21 protein-coding genes and 1 pseudogene are annotated in these 21,043 nt (G+C 69.8%); 21 read left to right on the top strand and 1 reads right to left on the bottom strand.

The annotated features are described in order from the left end of the window. The 5 genes from V7067_RS07140 to V7067_RS07120 all read left to right on the top strand — a co-directional run. On the top strand, positions 1 to 365 hold a 365-nt coding region (locus V7067_RS07140), incomplete at its 5' end, for a M48 family metalloprotease (protein WP_334175195.1). Positions 366 to 493: 128 nt separating this feature from the next. Next, positions 494 to 1,933 carry a transcription antitermination factor NusB gene (locus V7067_RS07135; RefSeq protein WP_334175194.1) on the top strand — a complete coding sequence of 480 codons (1,440 nt, stop codon included), beginning with the start codon at positions 494 to 496 and terminating at the stop codon, positions 1,931 to 1,933. 250 nt (positions 1,934 to 2,183) lie between these two features. Beyond that, complete coding sequence (locus V7067_RS07130) at positions 2,184 to 3,881, top strand: heparinase II/III family protein (protein ID WP_334175193.1); 1,698 nt, start codon at positions 2,184 to 2,186, stop codon at positions 3,879 to 3,881. A gap of 191 nt (positions 3,882 to 4,072) precedes the next feature. After that, positions 4,073 to 5,722 (top strand): bifunctional phosphoribosylaminoimidazolecarboxamide formyltransferase/IMP cyclohydrolase, encoded by a 1,650-nt coding sequence (gene purH, locus V7067_RS07125; protein WP_334175192.1) that lies wholly within the window; start codon positions 4,073 to 4,075, stop codon positions 5,720 to 5,722. 195 nt (positions 5,723 to 5,917) lie between these two features. Further along, on the top strand, positions 5,918 to 6,397 hold the full coding sequence (locus V7067_RS07120; RefSeq protein WP_334175191.1) for a thermonuclease family protein: 480 nt from the start codon (positions 5,918 to 5,920) through the stop codon (positions 6,395 to 6,397). A gap of 45 nt (positions 6,398 to 6,442) precedes the next feature. On the opposite strand, the gene V7067_RS07115 is transcribed toward V7067_RS07120, so the two are convergent. Beyond that, positions 6,443 to 7,159 carry a GntR family transcriptional regulator gene (locus V7067_RS07115; protein WP_334175190.1) on the bottom strand — a complete coding sequence of 239 codons (717 nt, stop codon included), beginning with the start codon at positions 7,157 to 7,159 and terminating at the stop codon, positions 6,443 to 6,445. Between the two features lie 174 nt (positions 7,160 to 7,333). Here V7067_RS07115 and V7067_RS07110 point away from each other — a divergent pair, with 174 nt between their 5' ends. From V7067_RS07110 to V7067_RS07035, 16 genes and pseudogenes are all read left to right on the top strand, one after another. Beyond that, positions 7,334 to 8,845: an aldehyde dehydrogenase family protein gene (locus V7067_RS07110; RefSeq protein WP_334175189.1), complete on the top strand. Its 1,512-nt coding sequence runs from the start codon at positions 7,334 to 7,336 to the stop codon at positions 8,843 to 8,845. Beyond that, positions 8,838 to 9,653 (top strand): ABC transporter ATP-binding protein, encoded by an 816-nt coding sequence (locus tag V7067_RS07105; protein ID WP_334175188.1) that lies wholly within the window; start codon positions 8,838 to 8,840, stop codon positions 9,651 to 9,653. The genes V7067_RS07110 and V7067_RS07105 overlap by 8 nt, the downstream gene beginning before the upstream one ends. Next, entirely contained in the window at positions 9,640 to 10,455 is an 816-nt protein-coding gene (locus V7067_RS07100; protein WP_334175187.1) for an ABC transporter permease, read from the top strand. Before V7067_RS07105 ends, V7067_RS07100 begins: the two co-directional genes overlap by 14 nt. A gap of 23 nt (positions 10,456 to 10,478) precedes the next feature. Continuing rightward, positions 10,479 to 11,480 (top strand): ABC transporter substrate-binding protein, encoded by a 1,002-nt coding sequence (locus tag V7067_RS07095; RefSeq protein WP_334175186.1) that lies wholly within the window; start codon positions 10,479 to 10,481, stop codon positions 11,478 to 11,480. Between the two features lie 75 nt (positions 11,481 to 11,555). Next, positions 11,556 to 12,497 (top strand): ABC transporter substrate-binding protein, encoded by a 942-nt coding sequence (locus tag V7067_RS07090; protein ID WP_334175185.1) that lies wholly within the window; start codon positions 11,556 to 11,558, stop codon positions 12,495 to 12,497. Further along, positions 12,494 to 13,654, top strand: coding sequence for an FAD-binding oxidoreductase (locus V7067_RS07085; protein ID WP_334175184.1), 1,161 nt, complete (start codon positions 12,494 to 12,496; stop codon positions 13,652 to 13,654). The genes V7067_RS07090 and V7067_RS07085 overlap by 4 nt, the downstream gene beginning before the upstream one ends. Further along, positions 13,651 to 13,923, top strand: a complete 273-nt coding sequence (locus V7067_RS07080) for a (2Fe-2S)-binding protein (protein ID WP_334175183.1) — start codon at positions 13,651 to 13,653, stop codon at positions 13,921 to 13,923. The genes V7067_RS07085 and V7067_RS07080 overlap by 4 nt, the downstream gene beginning before the upstream one ends. Further along, positions 13,920 to 15,359, top strand: a complete 1,440-nt coding sequence (locus V7067_RS07075) for an NAD(P)/FAD-dependent oxidoreductase (protein WP_334175182.1) — start codon at positions 13,920 to 13,922, stop codon at positions 15,357 to 15,359. Before V7067_RS07080 ends, V7067_RS07075 begins: the two co-directional genes overlap by 4 nt. Further along, a complete protein-coding gene (locus tag V7067_RS07070) occupies positions 15,356 to 15,778 on the top strand; it encodes a PPC domain-containing DNA-binding protein (RefSeq protein WP_334175181.1) in 423 nt (140 codons plus the stop codon). Before V7067_RS07075 ends, V7067_RS07070 begins: the two co-directional genes overlap by 4 nt. Positions 15,779 to 15,801: 23 nt before the next feature. Beyond that, positions 15,802 to 16,374: an ECF transporter S component gene (locus V7067_RS07065; RefSeq protein ID WP_334175180.1), complete on the top strand. Its 573-nt coding sequence runs from the start codon at positions 15,802 to 15,804 to the stop codon at positions 16,372 to 16,374. Between the two features lies 1 nt (position 16,375). Then, entirely contained in the window at positions 16,376 to 17,161 is a 786-nt protein-coding gene (locus V7067_RS07060) for an energy-coupling factor transporter transmembrane component T (protein ID WP_334175179.1), read from the top strand. Continuing rightward, on the top strand, positions 17,152 to 18,000 hold the full coding sequence (locus V7067_RS07055; protein WP_334175178.1) for an ABC transporter ATP-binding protein: 849 nt from the start codon (positions 17,152 to 17,154) through the stop codon (positions 17,998 to 18,000). The genes V7067_RS07060 and V7067_RS07055 overlap by 10 nt, the downstream gene beginning before the upstream one ends. Beyond that, positions 17,994 to 18,827 carry an ABC transporter ATP-binding protein gene (locus tag V7067_RS07050; RefSeq protein ID WP_334175177.1) on the top strand — a complete coding sequence of 278 codons (834 nt, stop codon included), beginning with the start codon at positions 17,994 to 17,996 and terminating at the stop codon, positions 18,825 to 18,827. The genes V7067_RS07055 and V7067_RS07050 overlap by 7 nt, the downstream gene beginning before the upstream one ends. After that, positions 18,818 to 19,780: a nucleoside hydrolase gene (locus tag V7067_RS07045; protein WP_334175176.1), complete on the top strand. Its 963-nt coding sequence runs from the start codon at positions 18,818 to 18,820 to the stop codon at positions 19,778 to 19,780. The genes V7067_RS07050 and V7067_RS07045 overlap by 10 nt, the downstream gene beginning before the upstream one ends. A gap of 60 nt (positions 19,781 to 19,840) precedes the next feature. After that, complete coding sequence (locus V7067_RS07040; protein ID WP_334175175.1) at positions 19,841 to 20,620, top strand: SDR family oxidoreductase; 780 nt, start codon at positions 19,841 to 19,843, stop codon at positions 20,618 to 20,620. A gap of 55 nt (positions 20,621 to 20,675) precedes the next feature. Next, positions 20,676 to 21,043, top strand: a pseudogene (locus V7067_RS07035) (aspartate aminotransferase); the annotation flags it as partial.

Genomic DNA, 21,043 nt, shown 5'->3' with positions numbered 1-21,043 from the left:
GCCGCACCCGCGAATATGCCGCCGACCGCATGGGCGCGCAGATCTGCGGCAATCCGGTGTGGCTTGCCTCCGCGCTCGGCAAGCTGGCACAGGGCGCCGCCCATATTCCCAACCCGGAAGCCGAGGCCAACCCGGCGACGGCCCATCTGTTCATCGTCAACCCGCTGTCCGGCCAGCGCATGGACAACCTGTTTTCCACCCACCCCAACACCGAAAACCGGATCGCCGCGCTGATGGAACTGGCCGGCCGCGGCGGCTATGACGGTTCGGGCGGCAGCCGCATGGCCGGCCCGCCGCCGTCCGGCGCCTCCGGCCCGTGGGGCGGCCCGGTGCGGCCGGGGCGCACCGGCGGTCCGTGGGGCTGAAGGCGGCCGGCCCGGTGCCGGCCTGCGGTGCAATCCGCTCTTGACGAGGCCGGCCCCGGTGGCGCACTGCCGGGGTCTGAAGCAGATGCGGCGGGCAGAATGCCCGGCGGCCAGCGAGGATGACGCGCGTGAGCGGCGAGAACGGCCGGGCGGGAGGCAAAACCCGCAATATCAGCCGCCCGGCGGGCAAAGGCGGCGCGGCGCGACCGGACGGGCCGAAAGGCGGCTTCCGCGGCGGCCCGCGAAAGCCGGCGCTGAAGCCGGGGCTGCCGGCCCGCGCGGCGGCGGCCGATATCGTCGATGCCGTGCTGTCGGGTCAGTCGCTCGACATCGCCCTCGACCCGGCCGACGGCGCGAGCCCGCTCGCCGCCCTGCCCGAGCGCGACCGGGCGCTGGCGCGCGCCATCGTCGGCACCTCGCTGCGCCGCCTCGGGCAGATCGGGGATGCTCTTGCCGACCTCGTCAACCGGCCGCTGCCGGCCAAGGCACACAAGGTCCGGGCCATCCTCGTCATCACGGCAGCGCAGATCCTGTTCCTCGACGTGCCGGACCATGCCGCCGTTTCGCTCGGCGTCGACCTCGCCCATGCCGACCGGCGCACCGAGCACTACGCCACCTTCGTCAACGGCGTGATGCGCACGCTGGCGCGCGGCCGCGAGGCGATTCTCGCCGGGCAGGATGCGCCGCGCCTCAACACCCCGGACTGGCTGTGGGCCCGCTGGGTGGCAGGCTATGGCGAGGCGACGGCCCGCGCCCTTGCCGCCGCGCACATGGGCGAAGCGGCGCTGGACCTTTCCGTCAAGAGCGATCCGCAGGGCTGGGCGGAGCGCCTCGGCGGCACGGTGCTGCCGACCGGCTCCGTGCGCCTGCCCAACCGCGGCCAGATCGAACGGCTGGAAGGCTATCTGGACGGGGCGTGGTGGGTGCAGGATGCCGCCGCCGCCCTGCCGGCCCGTCTGCTCGGCGCTGTGCAGGGCCTGCGCGTGGCCGACCTCTGCGCCGCCCCGGGCGGCAAGACGGCCGCGCTGGCGGCGGCCGGCGCTGCGGTCACCGCAGTCGATATCTCGCCTGCCCGTCTGGAGCGGCTGCAGCAGAACCTCGCCCGCCTGCGGCTGGAGGCCGACGTGGTGGCCGCCGACCTCACGGTCTGGACGCCGGAGGCCCCGTTCGATGCGGTGCTGCTCGATGCGCCCTGCTCGGCCACCGGCACCATCCGCCGCCATCCCGACCTCGTGCTGCAGAAGAAGGCCGAGGACATCGCCGCACTGGCCGCGCTGCAGGCCCGGCTTCTGGCCCGCGCGGCAGACTGGGTGCGGCCGGGCGGCACGCTCATTTACTGCACCTGCTCGCTGGAAAAAGAAGAGGGCGAGGACCAGATCACCCGCCTTCTCGCCTCCGGCGCCCCGTTTGAGCGCGTGCCGGTGACGGCAGCCGAAATCGGCGGACTGGGCGAGGCCATCACCGCAGACGGCGATGTGCGCACCCTGCCGTCGTTCTGGCCGGGGGACGAGGAGCACCGCGGCGGACTGGACGGGTTCTTCATCGCGCGGCTCCGGCGCACGGCCTGACCGGCTGTTGCCGGCAAAAAAACGCCCGCTTTCAAGGGGCTGGCCGGCATCGCGCCGGCGCTGGCATGAGCTTGGTAACGAATCCCGGATTATAATCCCCGCCAGAGGCCCGCGCCCGGGACCGCCCTGAAGCCACAACGATGCGAATCAGTTGCGGCGGGCGGCGGGTGCGGAGGTTCCGGGCGAGGTAGCGATGGCGGCGAGAGCAGCGAGGCGGACCCCCATCTGGCGGCTGTTGCTGCGCCGGATCGTGGCGTCCGTGCGTCTGCGGCTGCGCCTGTCGGCCCTCGGCCGCTGGTGGCAGGTAGGCGCCACACCGGAACGCCTGCTTATTGCCCCGCAGGATATCCGCACCGCCGACCCGACGGTTGCCACGGATATCTATTCCGGCGTGTTCGTCTTTTCCGGGCAGGTGGTGGAAGCCGGCGGCCGCTCGCCGTTCGAGATCGTGCCCGTTCCCTCGCAGGAGTGGGCGGCCGCGCTGCACGGCTTCGGCTGGCTCAGGCACCTGCGCGCGTCCGATTCGCCGCTGTCGCGCTCCAATGCCCGCGCGCTGGTGGATGACTGGATGCGGGCGAGCGCCCACCTGCCGCGCATCGCCTGGCGGCCGGATGTGGTGGCCCGTCGCATCCTGTCCTGGCTGTCGCAGTCGCCGCTCATTCTGGAAGGCTGCGACCGCGCCTTCTACCACCGCTTCATGCGCGCGCTCGCCCGCCAGATGCGGCTGATGCGGGCCAGTCTGGAAGACACCGAAGACGGCCTGCCGCGTCTGCAGGCGGCCACCGCGCTGGTGGCTGCGGCCATTTCCATCGCCGGGCAGGAACGCCACGTCCGCAGCGCGCTGAAAACCCTCGATCTGGAACTGGAACGCCAGTTCCTGCCCGACGGCGGCCATGTCTCGCGCAATCCGGCGGCGATTCTGGAAGCGCTGATCGAACTGCTGCCGATCCGGCAGGCCATCTCGGCGCGCGGCGTCAGCCCCTCGCCGGTGCTGATGAGTTCCATCGACCGCATGATGCCGATGATCCGGTTCTTCCGGCACGGCGACGGCTCGTTCGCCCGCTTCAACGGCGTCGGCGTCACCCCCCGCGGCATGGTGGCCACCGTGATGGCCCATGACGACAGCTTCGGCACCGCCCCTTCCAACGCCAGCTATTCCGGCTATCAGCGCCTCGACGGCGCCGGCACCGTGGTGCTGATGGATACCGGCGTGCCGCCGCCCACCGCCATCAGCGCCAGTGCCCATGCCGGCTGCCTGTCGTTCGAGCTTTCCAGCGGACAGAACCTCATCGTCGTCAACTGCGGCGCCCCGGCCTCGCACCGCAGCGAGTGGCGGGCGGCGGCGCGCACCACGGCGGCCCATTCCACCCTCGTCGTCAACGATGCCTCGTCGGTGCGCTTCCTCGCCGGCGATGCGCAGCGCTGGCTCGGCCCGCTGATCGTGGACGGCCCGGCCAGCGTGGAAGTGCAGCGCGAGGACGGCAGCGACCATGTCGCGGTTTCCGGCTCCCATGACGGCTACCGGGCCCGCTTCGGCGTGGTGCACGAGCGCGCCGTCGCGCTCTCCACCGACGGGCGGCGGGTGACCGGCATCGACCGCCTGCGCGCCGTGGAAGGCGGGGCGGCACGGGCGGAGCGTTATGCCATCCGCTTCCACCTGCACCCGACCGTGCGGGCCAGCCTTTCCGCCGAGGGCGACAGCGTGGTGATCACCTGTCCCGATGGCGAGACGTGGCTGTTCACCGCCATCGGGGCGACGATCGCGCTGGAAGAATCGATCTTCTTTGCCGGCCTGCAGGGCGTGCGGCGCACCGAGCAGATCGTGCTGGCCGGCAGCATCGAGGCCGACCTTGAAACCGGCTGGCGCTTCGACCGGCAGGGCACCGGCCGGCCCGCCGCGCGCCGGCCCGCCGCACCGGCCCCGCAGGGCGCTCCGCAGGCGGAATGACCGCGCAATGACCGGTGCGGGCGCAGGCCGCCCGCGACCGGGTTCGGGCGCCGCAGGCCGCGCTCACGGCCCGGCACGCGGCCCTGCCCTGTCCCCACGCAGCCCTGCCCTGTCCCAAAGCGGTTTCGGCGGGCCGGGAAACGTGCTAACCCGCGCGCAAATTTTCCCCGTTTCCGCGGAGTTTGGGCCGAATGTCCGTCGTCGTCAAAGAAATCGCCACGCCCGACCGCGTGCCTCTGAAGCGCGCCCTGATTTCGGTTTCCGACAAAACCGGCGTCACCGCCTTTGCCGCTGCGCTGGCGGCGAAGGGCGTCGAGATCGTGTCCACCGGCGGCACCCGCAAGGCCATTGCGGAAGCCGGCGTGCCGGTCATCGACGTGTCGCAGATCACCGGCTTCCCGGAGATCATGGATGGCCGCGTGAAGACCCTGCACCCCAAGGTGCACGGCGGCCTTCTGGCGGTGCGCGACGACCCGGAGCACGCGACAGCCCTGAAGGACCATGCCATCCCGACGTTCGATCTGGTGGTGATCGACCTCTACCCGTTCGAGCAGACGGTGGCCTCCGGCGCCACCGGGCAGGCGGTGATCGAGACCATCGACATCGGCGGCCCGGCCATGATCCGCGCCTCGGCCAAGAACCACGCCTATCTGAGCGTGATCGTGGACCCGGCCGATTATGCCGCCGTGCTGGCCGAGATCGAGGCCAACGACGGTGCCACCACCGTTTTCTTCCGCCGCGGCCTTGCCGCCAAGGCCTTCTCGCGCACCGCCGCCTACGATGCCGCCATCTCGCGCTGGATGACGGACGCCGTTGCCGCCGAGGCGGCCGCCCGCAACCCCGGGGCGGAGCCGGAAACCCCGCGCTGGCGCGCCTTCGGCGGCGAGCTGGTGCAGGCCATGCGCTATGGCGAGAACCCGCACCAGCCGGCGGCGTTCTATCGCTCGGCCCCGGCGCGCGCGGGCGTTGCCTCCGCCCGCCAGCTGCAGGGCAAGGCCCTGAGCTACAACAACCTCAACGATACCGACGCCGCCTATGAACTGGTGGCGGAGTTCGATCCGGCCCGCACGGCGGCGGTTGCGATCATCAAGCACGCCAATCCCTGCGGCGTGGCGGAAGGCGCAAGCCTTGCCGAGGCCTATACCCGCGCGCTCGCCTGCGACCCGGTTTCCGCTTTCGGCGGCATCGTGGCGCTGAACCGCACGCTCGATGCGGAAGCCGCCGCGAAGATCGTCGAGATCTTCACCGAAGTGATCATCGCCCCGGATGCCACCGACGAGGCGAAGGCGCTGATTGCCGCCAAGAAGAACCTGCGTCTGCTGCTTGCCGGCTCCGTGCCGGATCCGCGCGCGGCCGGCCTCACGGTCAAGTCGCTTGCCGGCGGCCTGCTGGTTCAGGGCCGCGACAACGCCGTGATCGACGATCTCGACCTGCGCGTCGTCACCCGGCGTGCGCCGTCGGCGACCGAACTCGCCGATCTGCGCTTTGCCTGGCGGGTGGTGAAGCATGTGAAGTCCAACGCTATCGTCTATGCCCGCGAGGGTGCCACGGTCGGCATCGGCGCCGGGCAGATGAGCCGCGTCGATTCGGCCCGCATCGCCGCATGGAAGGCGGCCGATGCCGCGACTGCCGCCGGCCTCGATGCCCCGCGCACCATCGGTGCCGTCGTGGCCTCCGATGCCTTCTTCCCGTTCGCCGACGGCCTGATGGCCGCCGTGGAGGCCGGCGCCACCGCCGTCATCCAGCCGGGCGGATCGATGCGCGATGCGGAAGTGATCGCTGCCGCCGACGAAGCCGGTCTGGCGATGGTGTTCACCGGCGTGCGCCACTTCCGCCACTGACGCCGCCCGCCATCTTGTGCTGAAGAGGCCGTCCGGGGCATTCGCGCCCCGGACGGCCTTTCTGTTTTGCAGGGTGTCGCCGGCGATTGGATCTGTGAATAATTTCCTGTTGCAGGCAGGACAAATTTCCTTATAGCTGTCACCGCAACAATCATGGTGTGCAGCATGATGCCCGCAGGGCCAGAAAAGCAACTTTTGATTGATTATGACGACCCGACCGACGCCGTGCGACGGCGCACCGGGTGCCGGCCTTTCGTGGCCGCTGCGGTGCTGGCCGGGCTCGCCGCGACCGGGCCGGCCGGGGCCGCCGAGCGCATCGCCGGGCCGGTCGAGGCGACCGTGGAACGGGTTCTCGACGGCGACACGCTTGCGGTGCGCGCACACATCTGGCTCGGGCAGGAGGTGGCGGTTCTGGTGCGCATCCGCGGCATCGACACGCCGGAGCTGCGCGGCCGCTGTGCGGCCGAGCGCGCCCGCGCCGTGGAGGCACGCGCCGCGCTGGCCGAGGCGGTTGCCGGCGGACCGGTGGTGCTGAGCCGGATCGAGCCCGACAAATATGGCGGCCGGGTGCTGGCCGATGTTTCGGCCGCAGGCGTGAGCGCCGTCGGGCACCACATGATCGCGCAGGGCTTCGCCCGCGCCTATGCCGGCCGCAGCCGCGGCGGCTGGTGCTGAACGCCGCACAGGCGGGCCTCCCCGCCCGCGCCGGCGGGCAGCCGTTCAGAACCGCAGGCTGCGCGAGAGCGCCAGCGAATCTTCCGCCAGCACGCGCACATGGGTGCGCATCGCCTGCCAGGCGGCGGCGGGATTGCGCGACAACAGCGCCCCGAACACCGCCTCGTGCTCGCGCAGCGCCGTTTCCGTGCGTCCCGGGCGGAAGGTGATGAAGCGGCGATAGGGCGACAGCCGCTTGTTCAGATGCTCGATCTGCTCATGCAGCACGGCGTTGTGGGCCGCCTTGTGGATGGCTGCGTGGAAATCGCCGTTGGTGCGGTAGTAGGCGTCGGGATCGAACGCACAGGCAGCGCGCTGGCATTCCTGATGGGCCGCCACCAGCAGGCGTTCGTCGGCCTGATCCATCCGTTCCGCCGCCAGCCGTGCGGCAATGGCTTCCAGCTCGGCCACCACCTCGAACAGATCCATCACCTGCCCGACGGTCGGGCGGGCCACGATGGCGCCCATGCGCGGCTGGAATTCCACCAGCCCCTTTGCCGCCAGCGCCCGAAGCGCCTCGCGCACCGGCGTGCGGGAGACCGAATACTGGTTGCCCAGCATCACCTCGTCCAGCTTGGCGCCCGGCGACAGCCGCCCCTGGACAATCTGCTCTTCCAGATCGGCGGCAACCTCGCGCCCCAGTGCCCCGCCCTTGCGGCGCACGGAACCCGGCTTCTGCGGCTCATCCGGCGTTTGCGGTGCCGCACCTGTCCGGCCTGCCATGATCGTCCCCCTGCATTCGTCCTGATCACTTTTTAGGCTTGTCAGCCCCATGAGGAAAAGTTAGCCTTTCATGTATACACGATGAATGCAGAAATTATGGCGATGACCGGCGCGCGGTGCAATCCCCTTTCCGAACAGGGGCACGGCGTTGTGAGGCAGCGCGGGATCCAGTCCATGACATCCGTTCCAACCCTTTCGGCCACCGCGCCGCATCATTTCCGGCTGCACGCGGGCGGGGCGCTGTCTGAGGGGTCCGGCGGCCGGCGGCCGGTGCTGAGCCCGGCAACGGGCGCCGTCATTGCCACCGTGGCCGAAGCGGGGGCCGATGATGTCGCCGCGGCCTGCCGCGCGGCGGCGGCCGCCTTCCCCGGCTGGGCGGCGACCGACGGCGCCGAGCGCGCCCGCCTGCTGCGCCGGCTGGCCGAGATCGTCGCCGCGCGCATCGGCGATCTGGCCACGCTGGAATCGGCCGTCACCGGACGGCCGATCCGCGAGATGCGCGCCCAGATGCAGCGCATTCCGGAGTGGCTGGATTATTTCGCCGGCATCATTCTGGGGCTGGAAGGCGAAGCCAACCGCGTCAGGGGCGGGTTCCTCACCTACACTCACTATCGTCCCTATGGCGTCTGCGCGCTGCTGACACCGTGGAACCACCCGGTTCTCATCCTCACCAAGAAGCTCGCGGCCGCTCTCGCCGCCGGCAACACGGTGGTCGTCAAGCCATCGGAGCTGGCCCCGGTGTCGCCCCTCATCGTGGCGGACTGGGCGAAAGAAGCGGGCTTTCCGGACGGTGTGGTGAATGTCGTCACCGGCGGGCCGGAGGCCGGCGCCGCCCTCGTCGCCGATCCCAATGTCGCCCGCATCGACCTCACCGGCGGCACCGGCACGGGCCGGCGCGTGGCGGCGGCGGCTGCAGCCCGGCTGGTGCCCTGCACGCTGGAACTCGGCGGCAAGACCCCCGTCGTGATCTTCGACGACGCCCCGCTTGAGGAAGCGGTTGCCGGCGCGCTGTTTTCCGCCTTTGTCGCCTCGGGACAGACCTGCGTCTCGGGGGCCCGCTTCCTTGTCCACCGGCCGGTCGCCGAGCGTTTTCTGGCGGCCTTCGCCGGGCGCGCCGGCCGCCTGAAGGTGGGCGACCCGGCGGACATGGCAACCGACGTCGGCCCGGTCATCTCGGCCGCCTCGCGCGACCGCTGCTTCGGCTTCATTGAGGAGACGAAAGGCACCGCCGCCGTACTTGCCGCCGGCGGCGCCCGCCCCGCCCTGCCGGCGCCCTTCGACGGCGGCTTCTTCGTGCCGCCGACGGTGTTTGCGGAGGTCGCGCCGGACATGCGGCTGTTCCGCGAAGAGGTGTTCGGCCCGGTCGTCAGCGTCACCCCGTTTGAAGACGAGGAAGACGCCGTCCGCCTTGCCAACGACACGCCGTTCGCGCTCGGCGCCGGCATCTGGACGCGCGATATCCTGCGCGGCCACCGGGTTGCCAGTGCGGTTCGGGCCGGCGTGACCTGGCTCAACGACCACCACAAGAACGATCCCCGCTCGGTCTGGGGCGGCTTCGGCGAAAGCGGCTACGGCAAGGAAAACGGCTGGGACGCGCTGAAGAGTTATCTCACCAAATCCAGCGTGGTGGTGCGCACCGCCGCCCGCTTCGACGACTGGTTTGCCGGAGGAACCCGCTATGGCTGAGGCAGCCCGCCTCTCACCGGACGACCCGGGGCTGGTCACCATTGCCGGCGTCGACCTCGTTTATGACCTGCGCGGCGGCGCGCCGGTGCAGGCGCTGCGCGCCATCGATCTTTCGGTGGCGGAAGGCAGCTTCGTGTCGCTGATCGGCCCTTCCGGCTGCGGCAAGAGCACGTTATTGCGCATCGTCGGCGACCTGCTGTCGCCCACCGCCGGCCGCGTCGCCATCGGCGGCCGCACGCCGCGCGAAGCCCGCCTCAAGCGCGAGATCGGCTTCGTCTTTCAGGAGGCCGCCCTGCTCGACTGGCGGCGCATCCGCGACAACATCGCCCTGCCGCTGGAGCTGCGCGGCGTGGACCGCGCCACGCGGTTTGCCAAGGCCGACGAACTCATCCGCCTGGTCGGACTCGACGGCTTTCAGGATGCCTGGCCGCGGCAGCTTTCCGGCGGCATGCGCCAGCGCGCGGCCATCGCACGGGCGCTGTCCACCGACCCCCGGCTTCTGCTGCTCGACGAGCCATTCGGCGCGCTCGACCAGATCACCCGCGACCGCCTCAACATGGAACTCGCCCGCATCCACGAGATCACCGGCATCACGGTCGTTCTCGTCACCCATTCGATCCGCGAGGCGGTGCTGCTGTCGGACCGGATCGTGGTGATGACACCGCGGCCCGGCCGCATCTCGCGCATCATCGAGGTTGACCTGCCGCGCCCCCGCAGCCTCGGCAGCCGCGAGGACGGCCGCTTCGGCGATCTCGTGGCCATCGGCAGCACCGAACTGGAGAAAGGCTATCGCGATGTCCGCGCCTGACACCGCGCCCGCCCGCGCCCGCGCCATCGACTGGCGCGACGGACCGCTCGGCCGCATCTGGCCGCCGCTCGTCACCTTCGCGGTCATCGTGCTGCTGTGGGAAGGACTGATCTCGGCCTTCGGCATCCCCGTTTACGTGCTGCCGTCGCCGGCCGATATCTGGCTTGCCTTCATCAACAGCCCGGGCGTGCTGCTCAGCCATGCCGGCATCACGCTGTTCGAGGCCATCGCCGGCTTCGTGCTCGGCTCGCTGCTGGGCGCCATGCTGGGCACGCTGTTCGCCTATTTCCCGCTCGTGGCGCGCGGCTTCATGCCCTACATCATCGCCGCCAACACCATTCCCGTGGTGGCGGTGGCGCCCATCATCATCATCTGGTTCGGCCACGGGCTGCCGTCCAAGATCGCGGTCACGACCTTCCTGTCGTTCTTTCCGCTCGCCCTCAACATGATGAAGGGCCTGCAGTCCTACGACCGCACCATCATGGCGGTGTTCCACGTCGCAGCCGCCAGCGGCCCGCAGCGCTTCTTCAAGATGCGGCTGCCGAGCGCCCTGCCCTATGTGTTCGTCGGGCTCAAGCTGAACGTCACCTTCTCGGTGATCGGCGCCATCGTTGCGGAGTTCGTGCAGGCCGACAAGGGCCTCGGCTTCGTGATCATGACGTCCTATCGCACCCTCGCCATGCCGCGCCTGTGGGCTGCCATGTTCCTTTCGGCCCTCATCGGCATCGCGTTCTTCGCCGTCATTGCCGCCATTGAGCGCCTTGCGCTGCCCTGGCACGCCTCGCTCGACGACCAGACCTGACCATAAAAAACAGGGGAACGTGCATGACCAGTTTTCTGAAGACCCTTCTTGCCGGCACCGCCCTTGCCGCGGCCAGCCTTTCGCCCGTCGCCGCGGAAACGCTGCGCCTCGAATGGATCATGCAGGGCCAGTTCGCCGGCCCGATCGTGGCCCTCGAAAAGGGTTACTACAAGGATGCCGGCGTCAATCTCGAACTGCTGCCGGCCGGCCCGGATATCAAGCCCTCGGTGACGGTGGCCACCGGCGCCGACACCTTCGGCATCGGCCACCCGAACCAGATCATCTCCGCCCGCGCCAACGGTGCGCCGCTGGTGATGATCGCCCAGTTCGGCCAGAAGAGCGCCACCACCTACATCGCCCGCAAGGAAGCCGGCATCCACACCATCAAGGACATGCCCGGCCACAGTGTCGGCCTGTGGTTCGGCGGCGACGAGCAGGAATTCCTGGCCATGCTGTCGCGCGCCGGCATCGACCAGTCCAAGGTGACCATCGTCAGTCAGGGCTATGACATCATCAGCTGGCTGAACAAGGACTACGAGGTCATGCAGGTCACGCTCTATAACGAGCTGCCGCAGGTCTATCGTCAGGGCTTCAAGAAAGACGATCTGGTCTTCCTCAATCCGGCGCCGGAAGAATCCATCGTCAGCGGCGGCCTGTTCACCACCGAGGCCGAGATCAAAAACAATCCGAAGGCGGTTCAGGCCGTGGTCGACGCCACCCTGCGCGGCTGGAAGGAAGCCATCGCCGACCCGAAGGCCGCCGCCGAGATCGTTCTCAAGTATAACAGCGAACTGAAGCTCAACGAGCAGATCGACCAGATCAAGGCCATGGGCGAGCTGTTCTGCGCCGGCCCGACGCTGAAGGGCGAGTTCGGCAAGTCCGAACTGAAGAACTACGAGATCGCGGAAAAGATCCTCCTCGATGCCAAGCTGATCGACAAGAAGATCGATCTTGAGAAGGCGTTCACCAACACCTTCTGGGACAAGGCCCCGGCGGCCGACAAGACGATCGACTGCCCGGCCTGACCGGTACCGCTCCGGCCGGCCGCGCCCGGCCGGAGCCCGCCCTGCCCGCAACTCCCCTGAAAGACCGAGGCGACCATGGAGACGGTCCGGATAAGACTGCTGTGGCACAAGCAGGCGCAGTTTGCCGGCTATCTCGTGGCCGAGGCGCTGGGCCTTGGCGAAAGCCGCGGCGTGAAGATCGTGTGCGAAGGGCTGGATTTCAGCCAGAAGCACGTCGCTGCCGTGCTGGCCGGCGCCACGCAGATGGCGGTTGCAAGCCCGGCCCATGTTCTGGAAAGCGCCGATCCGGCCGCGCTGCGCTTCATTCTGGCCATCCAGCAGCAAAGCCCGCTGGTCTATCCCGTGCGCCGCTCCGACGGCATCGCCCGGCTGGCGGATCTGGCCGGCCGCAAGGTCGGCGTGTGGCCGGGGCACGAGGATCTTGAACTGCGCTGGATGCTGCACCGGGCCGGCGTGGCCGCCGACGCGGTGGAACGCATTGCCATGCCGGACACCGTCGGTCCGTTTCTGGCCGGCGAAATCGCCAGCGCCCAGATGACCGGCTATCACGAACTGCACCATGTGGAAGAAGTGCTGGGCGCGGCTGCACTGCATCTCTTCACGGCCGCCGCAAGCGACAGCGGCATCCTGAAAGACGGTCTGGTCGTTGCCGCCGCCTATGCGGATGCGCAGCCGCAGGCGGTTCAGGCCGTGGTCGATGCGGTGCTGGAAGGCTGGACCATTGCCTTCACCGACCCGGAGCGCGCGGTCGCGATCTGCGCCGCCGCACGGCCGGACATGAGCGTTGCCGAACACCGCCGGCAGCTCGCCGATATCCGCGCCCTTGCCATGACCGGCGCCACGCTGAGCCATGGCCTCGGCTATCCCGATGAAAGCCATGTGGCCCGCGCCGCCGCGGCGCTGCAGGCGGTGGAAGGGCAGCCGGTTGAAACGGCGGGCATTGCCGATGTGCGCTTCTGGCAGGCGGCGCCGGCCGCGCTGCGCCGGGCGGACTGGGCCGGGGAGCAGCCGGCATGAGCGACGCGCTGCCGCGTTCGGCCGATGTGGTGGTGGTGGGCGGCGGCGTCGTCGGCGCCGCGGTGGCCCGCCAGCTTGCCATCGACGGGCTGAAGACGGTGCTGGTGGAGGCACAGGCCTTCGGCGGCGCCGTCAGCGGCGCAAGCCTCGCCTGTCTCGGCACTCACATGCACAATCTCGACGAACTGGGCGTGCTGAGCGAGGCCTGCACCCTGTGGCAGGACTTTGCCGCCGCCAGTCCCGACGGGTTCGAATATCACCGCAGCGGCCAGTTGCGCTTTATCCTGCGCGAGGAAGACATGGCCGTCGCCCGCCGCTGGGTTGCGGCCGAGCGGGCGTTCGGCCTGCCGCCGGAAATTCTGACGCCGCAGGCAGTGCGCGAAATCGAGCCGATGCTGACCGGCCCCATTCTTGCCGCAAGCTGGTCGCCGGGCGATGCCACCGTGAACCCGTTTCTGGCGGTCCGGGCGCTGCTCGCCGATGGCCGGCGGCACGGTCTTGTGACCGTCCGGGCCAACCCGGTCACCGGCCTTCTGACCGATGGCGCCCGCATCGGCGGCGTGCAGACCGCGCGCGGCACCATCGCCGCCCATGAGACGGTGATCGCCGCCGGCCCGTGGAGCGCGCGTCTTGCTGCCGGCGCCGGGTTGCAGGTTCCGGTCGTGCCGCGGCAGGCGCAGTGCCTCGCCACCGTCCGCCAGCCGGCGACCATCCGCACCGTGGTGGGGGCGTGCGAATCCGAAGGCGGCGTGGAAAGCGGTTACACCCAGATCCAGCAGGCCCGCAGCGGCCAGATTCTGTTCAACACCGTGGTCGCCCCGCAGCAAACGCCCCCCGGGGCCGTCGACCGGCTGAACGAGGTGCCGCGGCGGTTCGTGCGCGATTCCATCCACACCCTCGTCACGCTGTTTCCGGCGCTCGGCAACGTGGCCCTGCTGCGCTCGTGGGTGCGGTTCGAGGGCGTTTCGCCGGACAATCTGTTTCTTGCCGGCCGCCTGCCGGCACCGGGCCTCAGCATCGCCGCCGGCGACAACGGCACCGGGTTCTGCCGCGCGCCCTATCTCGCCCGCCTCATCAGCCGCCTGCTGCGCGGCGAGGCCGCGATGCCCGGCGACGCGCTCTACGATCCGGCGCGGTTTGCGGAGCTCAGGTCATGACACCCGCAGGAACCACGACGGCCGCCGCCGGTACCACCGTCACCGTCATCATCAACGGCATGCCCGTGGCGGTGCCGCGCGGGGCTTCGCTGGGCAGCGTTCTGCATGCCCGCTCCCGCGCGCTGCGGGCCAGCCCGGCCGGCAATCCGCGCGGCCTGTTCTGCGGCATGGGCGTCTGTTTCGAGTGCGTCGTCACCATCGACGGCCAGCCGGAGCGGGCCTGCATCACCCCCGTGCATGACGGCATGATCGTGGAGGTGCAGCCGTGAACGCGACCCTTCTCACCTGCGATGTCGCGGTCGTGGGGGCCGGGCCGGCCGGCCTTGCGGCGGCTGCCGCCGCGCGCGAAAGCGGGGCCGATGTGGTCTGCCTCGACCTGTTCGCCGCCCCCGGCGGGCAATACCACATGCAGCCGGCCGTCGCCGGCAGTCCCTTCGCCACCGCCCCGCAGGTCAGCGCGGGCCGGGCCGCGGCGCAGCGCTGCCGCGATCTCGGCGTGCGCCTTGTGAGCGGTGCGGAGATCTTCTGGGCCGAGCCCGGCTTCACCCTGTTTGCCCGGCAGGGCGGCGATGCCCTCGCGGTGCGCGCCGGCGCCGTCGTCGCCGCAACCGGGGCCATGGAACGCCCGGTACCCTTCGCCGGGTGGACCCTGCCCGGCGTCATCGGGGCGGGCGCGGCGCAGCGGCTCATCAAGGCCAATGGCACGGCGCCGGGGCGCAACGTGGTGCTGGCCGGTTCCGGGCCATTCCTGTTCGCCGTGGCGGAAACGTTCGCCAAGGCCGGTCTTAACCTGCGTGCCTTCATCGAAATGCGCCGGCCGGGCCCGGCCCTTGCCTCGCCCTTCCTGCGCCACCCGGCGCGGATTCCGGAGGCGCTGCGCCTTCTGGTCCGCCTCGGCCGGGTTGCCCGCACCCGCCTCACCGGCCATGTCGTTACGGCAGCGCTGGGTGAGGGCCGGGTGGAGGCCGTCCGCGTTGCCCCCCTCGACGCGGACGGCAGCCCCCGCCACGACCGGGCATTTGTCATCGACGGCGTGGACTGCCTGTGCGTCGGCTATGGCTTCCGGCCGGTCACCGATCTGACCAGCCTGCTGCATGCCACCCACGCCTTTGACGATGCGCGCGGCGGCTGGCACTGCGCAGTGGCCGCCGACACGCAGGCGACCGACGTGCCGGGCCTGTTCGCCGCCGGGGAGACCACCGGCATCGGCGGCGCCATCCCCGCCCGGCTCAGCGGCCGGCTCGCCGGCTTTCACGCGGCGGCGGCCACCGGCCGGCCGCTGCCCGGCGGGGCGACCCTCGCCAGCCTTCGCCGCGAACTGGCCCGCGCCCGCGATTTTGCCGCCGGCCTTGCCGCGCTCTATCCCTTCCCCGGCACGCTCGCCGCCGGAATGCCGGCAACGGAAACCGTCTGCCGCTGCGAGGACGTGACGCGCGCCGATATCGAGGCGGCGGTGCGCGACGGGGCGGCCGATCTGTTCTCGGTCAAGATGTGGACCCGCGCCGGCATGGGGCCGTGTCAGGGCCGCATCTGCGGCTCCGCCCTCGGCGACCTGCTGGCGGCCTCCACCGGACAGACGCCGGACAAGACCGGCTTCAACCGCCCGCACATGCCGCTGCGGCCGGTGCCGCTGGCCATTGCCGACGCCGCACTGGCGCTGGCCGACACCCCGTTTCCCTCATCCCCGGTGGCAGACCCGTCATGACCGAGGCCTTTTCCAGTTCCGCCCGCTTCTATGCGCTGCGCCTTGAGCCCGGCACCGATGTGCTGGCGGCGGTGCAGGATTTCGTCGCGGCCCGGGCGCTCGGTGCCGTCGCCATCGTCACCGTGGTGGGCAGCCTCACCGATGCGGTGATCCGCTATGCCAACCAGCCGGAGGGCACGCTGCGTCAGGGCCACTTCGAGATCGTCTCGATGGTCGGCACCGTGGAGCCGACAGGCGCCCACGTTCACCTGTCGCTGTCGGATGGCACCGGCGCCATGTTCGGCGGCCACATGATGCCCGGCTGCCTCGTCTACACAACAGCGGAAATCGTTCTCGCCCATCTGCAGGATTTCTCCTTCGTCCGCGTGCCGTGCGCAAAGTCCGGCTACGACGAACTTGCCGTGCATAAGCTCAGCTGAATGACAAAAACCGGGGAACTTGCATGAAATTCGATACGCGAACACTCGTCCTGATGGCGATTGCCATCGTCATCAACATTGTCGTCGGCCAGCTTGCCGTGTGGGTCAAGCTGCCGCTCTATATCGATGCGGTCGGCACCGTGCTGGTGGCCATTCTGGCCGGCCCGCTGGCCGGCGCCGCCACCGGCGTGCTGACCAACGTCATCTGGGGTCTCGTTTCCGATCCCACCGCGGCGGCCTTCTTCCCCGTCTCGCTGGTCGTCGGCCTCGTCGCCGGCTGGCTGGCGAAGGCCGGCGGCTTCCGCACCATCCTGCGCACGGTGCTTTCCGGTGTCGTCATCGGCATTATCAGCACCATCGTGGCCATCCCGATCATCGTCTACATGTTTGGCGGCGTGACGGGTGCGGGCACCGATTTTGCCACCGCCTACATGGTCGCGATCGGGCAGGAACTGCTGCAGTCCGTCGCCATTGCCAACCTTGCGACCAATCTGGCCGACAAGGTGCTGACCTGCGTCATCGCATGGATCATCGCCAGCCGCATGCCGGGCCGCTTCACGGCGGGCTTCCCGTTCTACCAGCGGGCGGCCGGCTGACATGATCGCTTCCGGGAGCCCGAATGCCGGCCGGACCCTGCTGTTCGTCCCCGGCAACAGTTTCATCCACCGGATCAATCCTCTGACGAAGCTGGTCGGGCTCCTCTGGCTGGCGGCAACCATCTTCATGGTGCCGCCGGCCGGCATGGCGGCCATCGCGGTGGCCGCCTTCCTGTTCGGCATCGCCGCCGGGGCCGGGGCCACCTTCGTGAAGCGCTTCGTCTTCACGCTGCTGCCGCTCGCCGTCGCCCTGTTCGTGGTGCACGGCGTGCTGATCGAACGCGACGACATGGTGAGCCACGGGCTGATTTCCGTCAGCCCGTCGGGCCTTGCCTACATGTTCGCCATCTTCGTGCGGGTTGCGGCGCTGCTCACCGTGTCGCTGCTGTTCGTCACCACCACCCATCCCGCCATTCTGCTGAAGGCTCTGGACAGCCACGGCATTCCGCCGGGCATCGCCTATCTGGTGGCGAGCCCGCTGTTGCTGCTGGAGCCGTTCTCGGCCCGCGCCCGTGCCATTCGCGATGCCCAGCAGGCCCGCGGGCTCGACCTCGCCGGCAACTGGATTTCCCGCGCCAGAGCTTTCGGCGCGCTGCTCATTCCGCTGGTGACGCTGGCGCTGGCCGATCTCGATCAGCGCGCCTCGGTGCTGGACGGCCGGGCCTTCCGCGCCCGCCGCTTCCGCACCGTTCTCGATGCCCCGCCGGATGCCCCGTGGGAGCGCTGGCTGCGGCGGCTGCTGCTTCTGGCCATTCCCGTTCAGCTCGGAGTGGTGCTGTGGCTCTGATCGAAATCCGCTCCCTCACCTTCGGATATGGCCTGAAAGGGCCGCGCGTTCTGGACGGGCTGGACCTGACGGTGGAGCGCGGCGAGCGCATCGCCATCCTCGGCGGCAACGGCTCGGGCAAGACCACGCTGGCGCACTGGATCGCCGGGTGGCTGCCGCGCACCGGGCAGGAGGCGCAGGCCGGTGCCGCGCTCGCCGAAGGCCGGCCGTGGGCGGCATGGGATGCGGCCGAGCGCGCCGCCGCCGTGCAGTTCGTCGGTCAGGTGCCGATGCAGCAGCTCTCGGGCTTTGCCTTCACGGTCTATGACGAGATCGTGTTCGGGCCGGGCAATCTCGGCCTGCCGGCCGGCGAAATCCGCGCCCGGGCCGAGGAAGCCCTCGATATCTGCAACCTGCGCCACCTGAAAGACCGCGACCCCTTCACCCTGTCGGGCGGCGAGCAGCAGCGGCTTTCCATTGCCGCCGCACTCGTCATGAAGCCGGCCGCACTGGTGCTGGACGAGCCGACCGGCAATTTCGATCCGGAATCGCGCGATACCCTGCTCGACCAGATCCGCCGCCTGCCGGCCGACCTCACCATCATCCTGTGCGATGTGGCGCTGAAGCCGGCACTGGCGGTGGCAAACCGTTTCCTGCTGCTCTGCGACGGCCGCATCGTGGCCGACGGCGCGGCCGCAGAAGTGCTGCACCACCCCGCGGCGGCCGCCATCTTCGGCACGCCGGCCGTCACCGAGGCCGTGCGGCTGGTGCGCGAGGCCGGCGGCCTGCCGGCGGATTCCGCTCTGCCGCTCACCCTCGACGACGCCGATGCCCTGCTGCGGGAGGCCGCCTCATGCTGACTGTCGAAGGTGTGGCCTATCGCTATCCCGGCGGTGACGACGTGCTGCAGGATATCGGCTTCCGGGCCGGTGCCGGCGAGGTGCTGGCCCTCGTCGGCCGCAACGGCGCCGGCAAGAGCACGCTGCTGCGGCTGCTGAACGGCCTGCGCAAGCCGGCGCGCGGCACCGTCACGGTCGCCGGCATGAACACCGCGGAGACCCCGGTTCACCGGCTGTCGCAGGCCATCGGCACCGTGTTTCAGGCCCCGGAACAGCAGATCTTCCATGCAACCGTGCAGGACGAGGTGATGTTCGGGCCGCGCAACCGGCCGCTTTCGCCGGCCGAGCGCACCGCCCGCGTCGACGAGGCTCTGGAGCGCACCGGCCTCAGCGATTTCGCGCGCGAGCATCCTCTCGATCTCGATCAGGCGCGCCGGCGCTTCGTGGCCGTCGCCTCGGTACTGGCAACCGCCCCGGCCGCTCTGCTGCTCGACGAGCCGCAACGCGGCCTCGATGCCGCCGGCACGGCCCGTCTGGAAACCATCATCCGGCAGGAACAGACGGCCGGCCGCCTGATCGTGCTCGTCTGCCACGACATGGAATTCGTGGCCCGCCTTGCCACCCGCGTCGTCGCGCTTTCGCAGGGCCGCCTTGCCGCCGACTGCGCGCCGCTCGCCTTCTTCGCCGACCCGACCCTGACGGCGGCGGCCAGCGTGGAGGCGCCGGACCTCATGCGCCTTGCCACCGGCCTCGGCCTGCCGCCGGTGCTGCGGCCCGCCGCCTTCGCACAGAACTGGCTTTCCCGGCCCGCCTCCGCCCCCGCACAGCAGGTTTCCCCATGCGACTGATCATCGATACCGATACCGCGGGCGACGATGCCTTCTCCATCCTGCTCGCCCTGAAGACGCCGGGCGTTACGCTGGAGGCGATCACCATCTGCAACGGCAACGTCGACTTTGCCCAGCAGACTGAAAACGCGCTCTATACGCTGGAGATTGCCGGCTTCTCAGGCAAAGTGCCCGTCTATCAGGGCTGCCCGCTGCCGCTTCTGCGCAAGCCGGTGGATGCGACCGAGTTCTTCGGTGCCGACGGCATGAGCGATGCCGGCTTCCCGCGCGCCCGCCAGCGGCCGGAGAAGACCCACGCCGTCGATGCCATCATCGATCTCGTCATGTCGAACCCCGGCGAAATCGACATTCTGGCGCAGGCGCCGCTGACCAACATCGCCACCGCCTATGCCAAGGAGCCGCGCATTGCCGGGGCCGTGCGCCATCTGTGGATCATGGGCGGCACCGACAATGCCCTTGGCAACACCACGCCCGCGTCCGAGTTCAACTTCTACGTCGACCCGGAAGCGGCGAAGATGGTCATCAACGCCGGTTTCCGCACCACGCTTTCCACCTGGACGCTGACGATGCGCTCCGGCGTTCTGCCCGATGCCGCACTGGCCCGCATCGAGGCGATGGATACGCCGCTGGCCCGCTTCTTCATGCAGGTCAGTCAGGCCCCGTTCGCACGCACCAGCGTGCGGTACGGCCGGCCGCTCAGCACGCACCCGGATTCGCTCACCTGCGCCATGGCCATCGACGAAAGCCTGATCACGGAGGCGGCCGCGTGCCTCGTCGACGTGGAGACCGGCAGCGAGCTGACGCGCGCCTATTCCAGCATCTGCGTGCCGCTCGATGAGGAAGAAGCCAAGGTCGACAGGCTCTGGCCCGCCGGCAAGCCCAACTGCCGCGTGGTGCGGCAGGCCGACACCGCCCGCTTTGCCGAAATGCTGATCGCCGTTCTCGGCCACTGAACCCCGCATTCTGCCGCCGGGCATCAGAACCCGGCCCCCAATTGCCGTAAGGAGACTGATATGGACCTCGGGATGAAAGGCATGACGGCGCTGATTACCGGTGCCTCGAAGGGCATCGGCCTGGCGCTTGCCTATGTGCTGGCGAAGGAGGGCTGCAACCTGCACCTCGCCGCCCGCAACGGCGCGGCCATGGAAGAGGCGCGCGCGAAGATCGAGGCCGAATACGGCGTGAAGGTCACCGTGCATGCCCTCGACCTGTCGTCGTCGGAGGTGATGGAGGCGCTTGCCGCCGATGTCGGCGACATCGACGTTCTGGTCAACAATGCCGGCGATATCCCGGCCGGTTCGCTGGATATCGTCGACGATGCCGCCTGGCGGCGCGGCTTCGATCTCAAGGTGTTCGGCTACATCACCCTCTCGCGCGCCTTCTATCGCAAGATGAAGGGCCGCAGCGGCGTGATCCTCAACGTCATCGGCAATTCCGGCGAGAACTGGGATGCCAGCTACATCGCCGGCAGCACCGGCAACGCGGCGCTGATGTCGTTCACCAAGGCGCTGGGCGGCGCCAGCCTTGACGATGGCGTGCGCGTGGTCGGCGTCAATCCCGGCCCGGTCGCCACCGACCGCATGCTGAAGATCATGAAGCGCAAGGCCATCGACATGCTGGGCGACGAGGCCCGCTGGGAAGAGCTGTTCGACAAATATCCCGGCAAGCGCCCGGCGACCGCCGACGAGGTTGCCGACCTGTGCGCCTTCCTCGCCTCGCCGCGTGCCGGCTATGTGACCGGCACCATCGTGACCATCGACGGCGGCATTTCCGCCCGCGGCTCGGTGATCTGAGCCGCCGGCCGTCCCCTTCCCCGCCGGCAACGGCCAACGACAAGAAGATCGTGCCATGAGCAGCCTCAGCGCGCGCAACCGCTATTTCGACGAGCTCTTCTCCACTCCCGGCCTGCTGTGGATGGGGCAGAACACCAACCACATCCCGGCCCACCCGGCGGTCACGGAAGCCATGCTCGCTTCCGTGACGGCGGCGGAGTTCAATGCCTATGCCCCGCCGCTCGGCTTTGAGGCGCTGCGGGCCGGCATCGTCGCCGATCTCGGCCTTTCCGGTGTCGAGGCGGTGGTGACGGAAGGCGGCGTCAATGCGCTGGCCACCATCTGCCGCGCGCGCTGCCGGCCGGGCACGACCTTCGTCACCACCGATCCGACGTGGAAATGGCCCTGCCTGTTCGCCCGCCAGCAGGGGGCGGAGGTGATCGA

This window comes from Pseudoxanthobacter sp., assembly GCF_036822375.1.
Taxonomy (GTDB): Bacteria; Pseudomonadota; Alphaproteobacteria; order Rhizobiales; family Segnochrobactraceae; genus Pseudoxanthobacter.
This window is presented reverse-complemented; position numbering and strand designations above follow the sequence as displayed.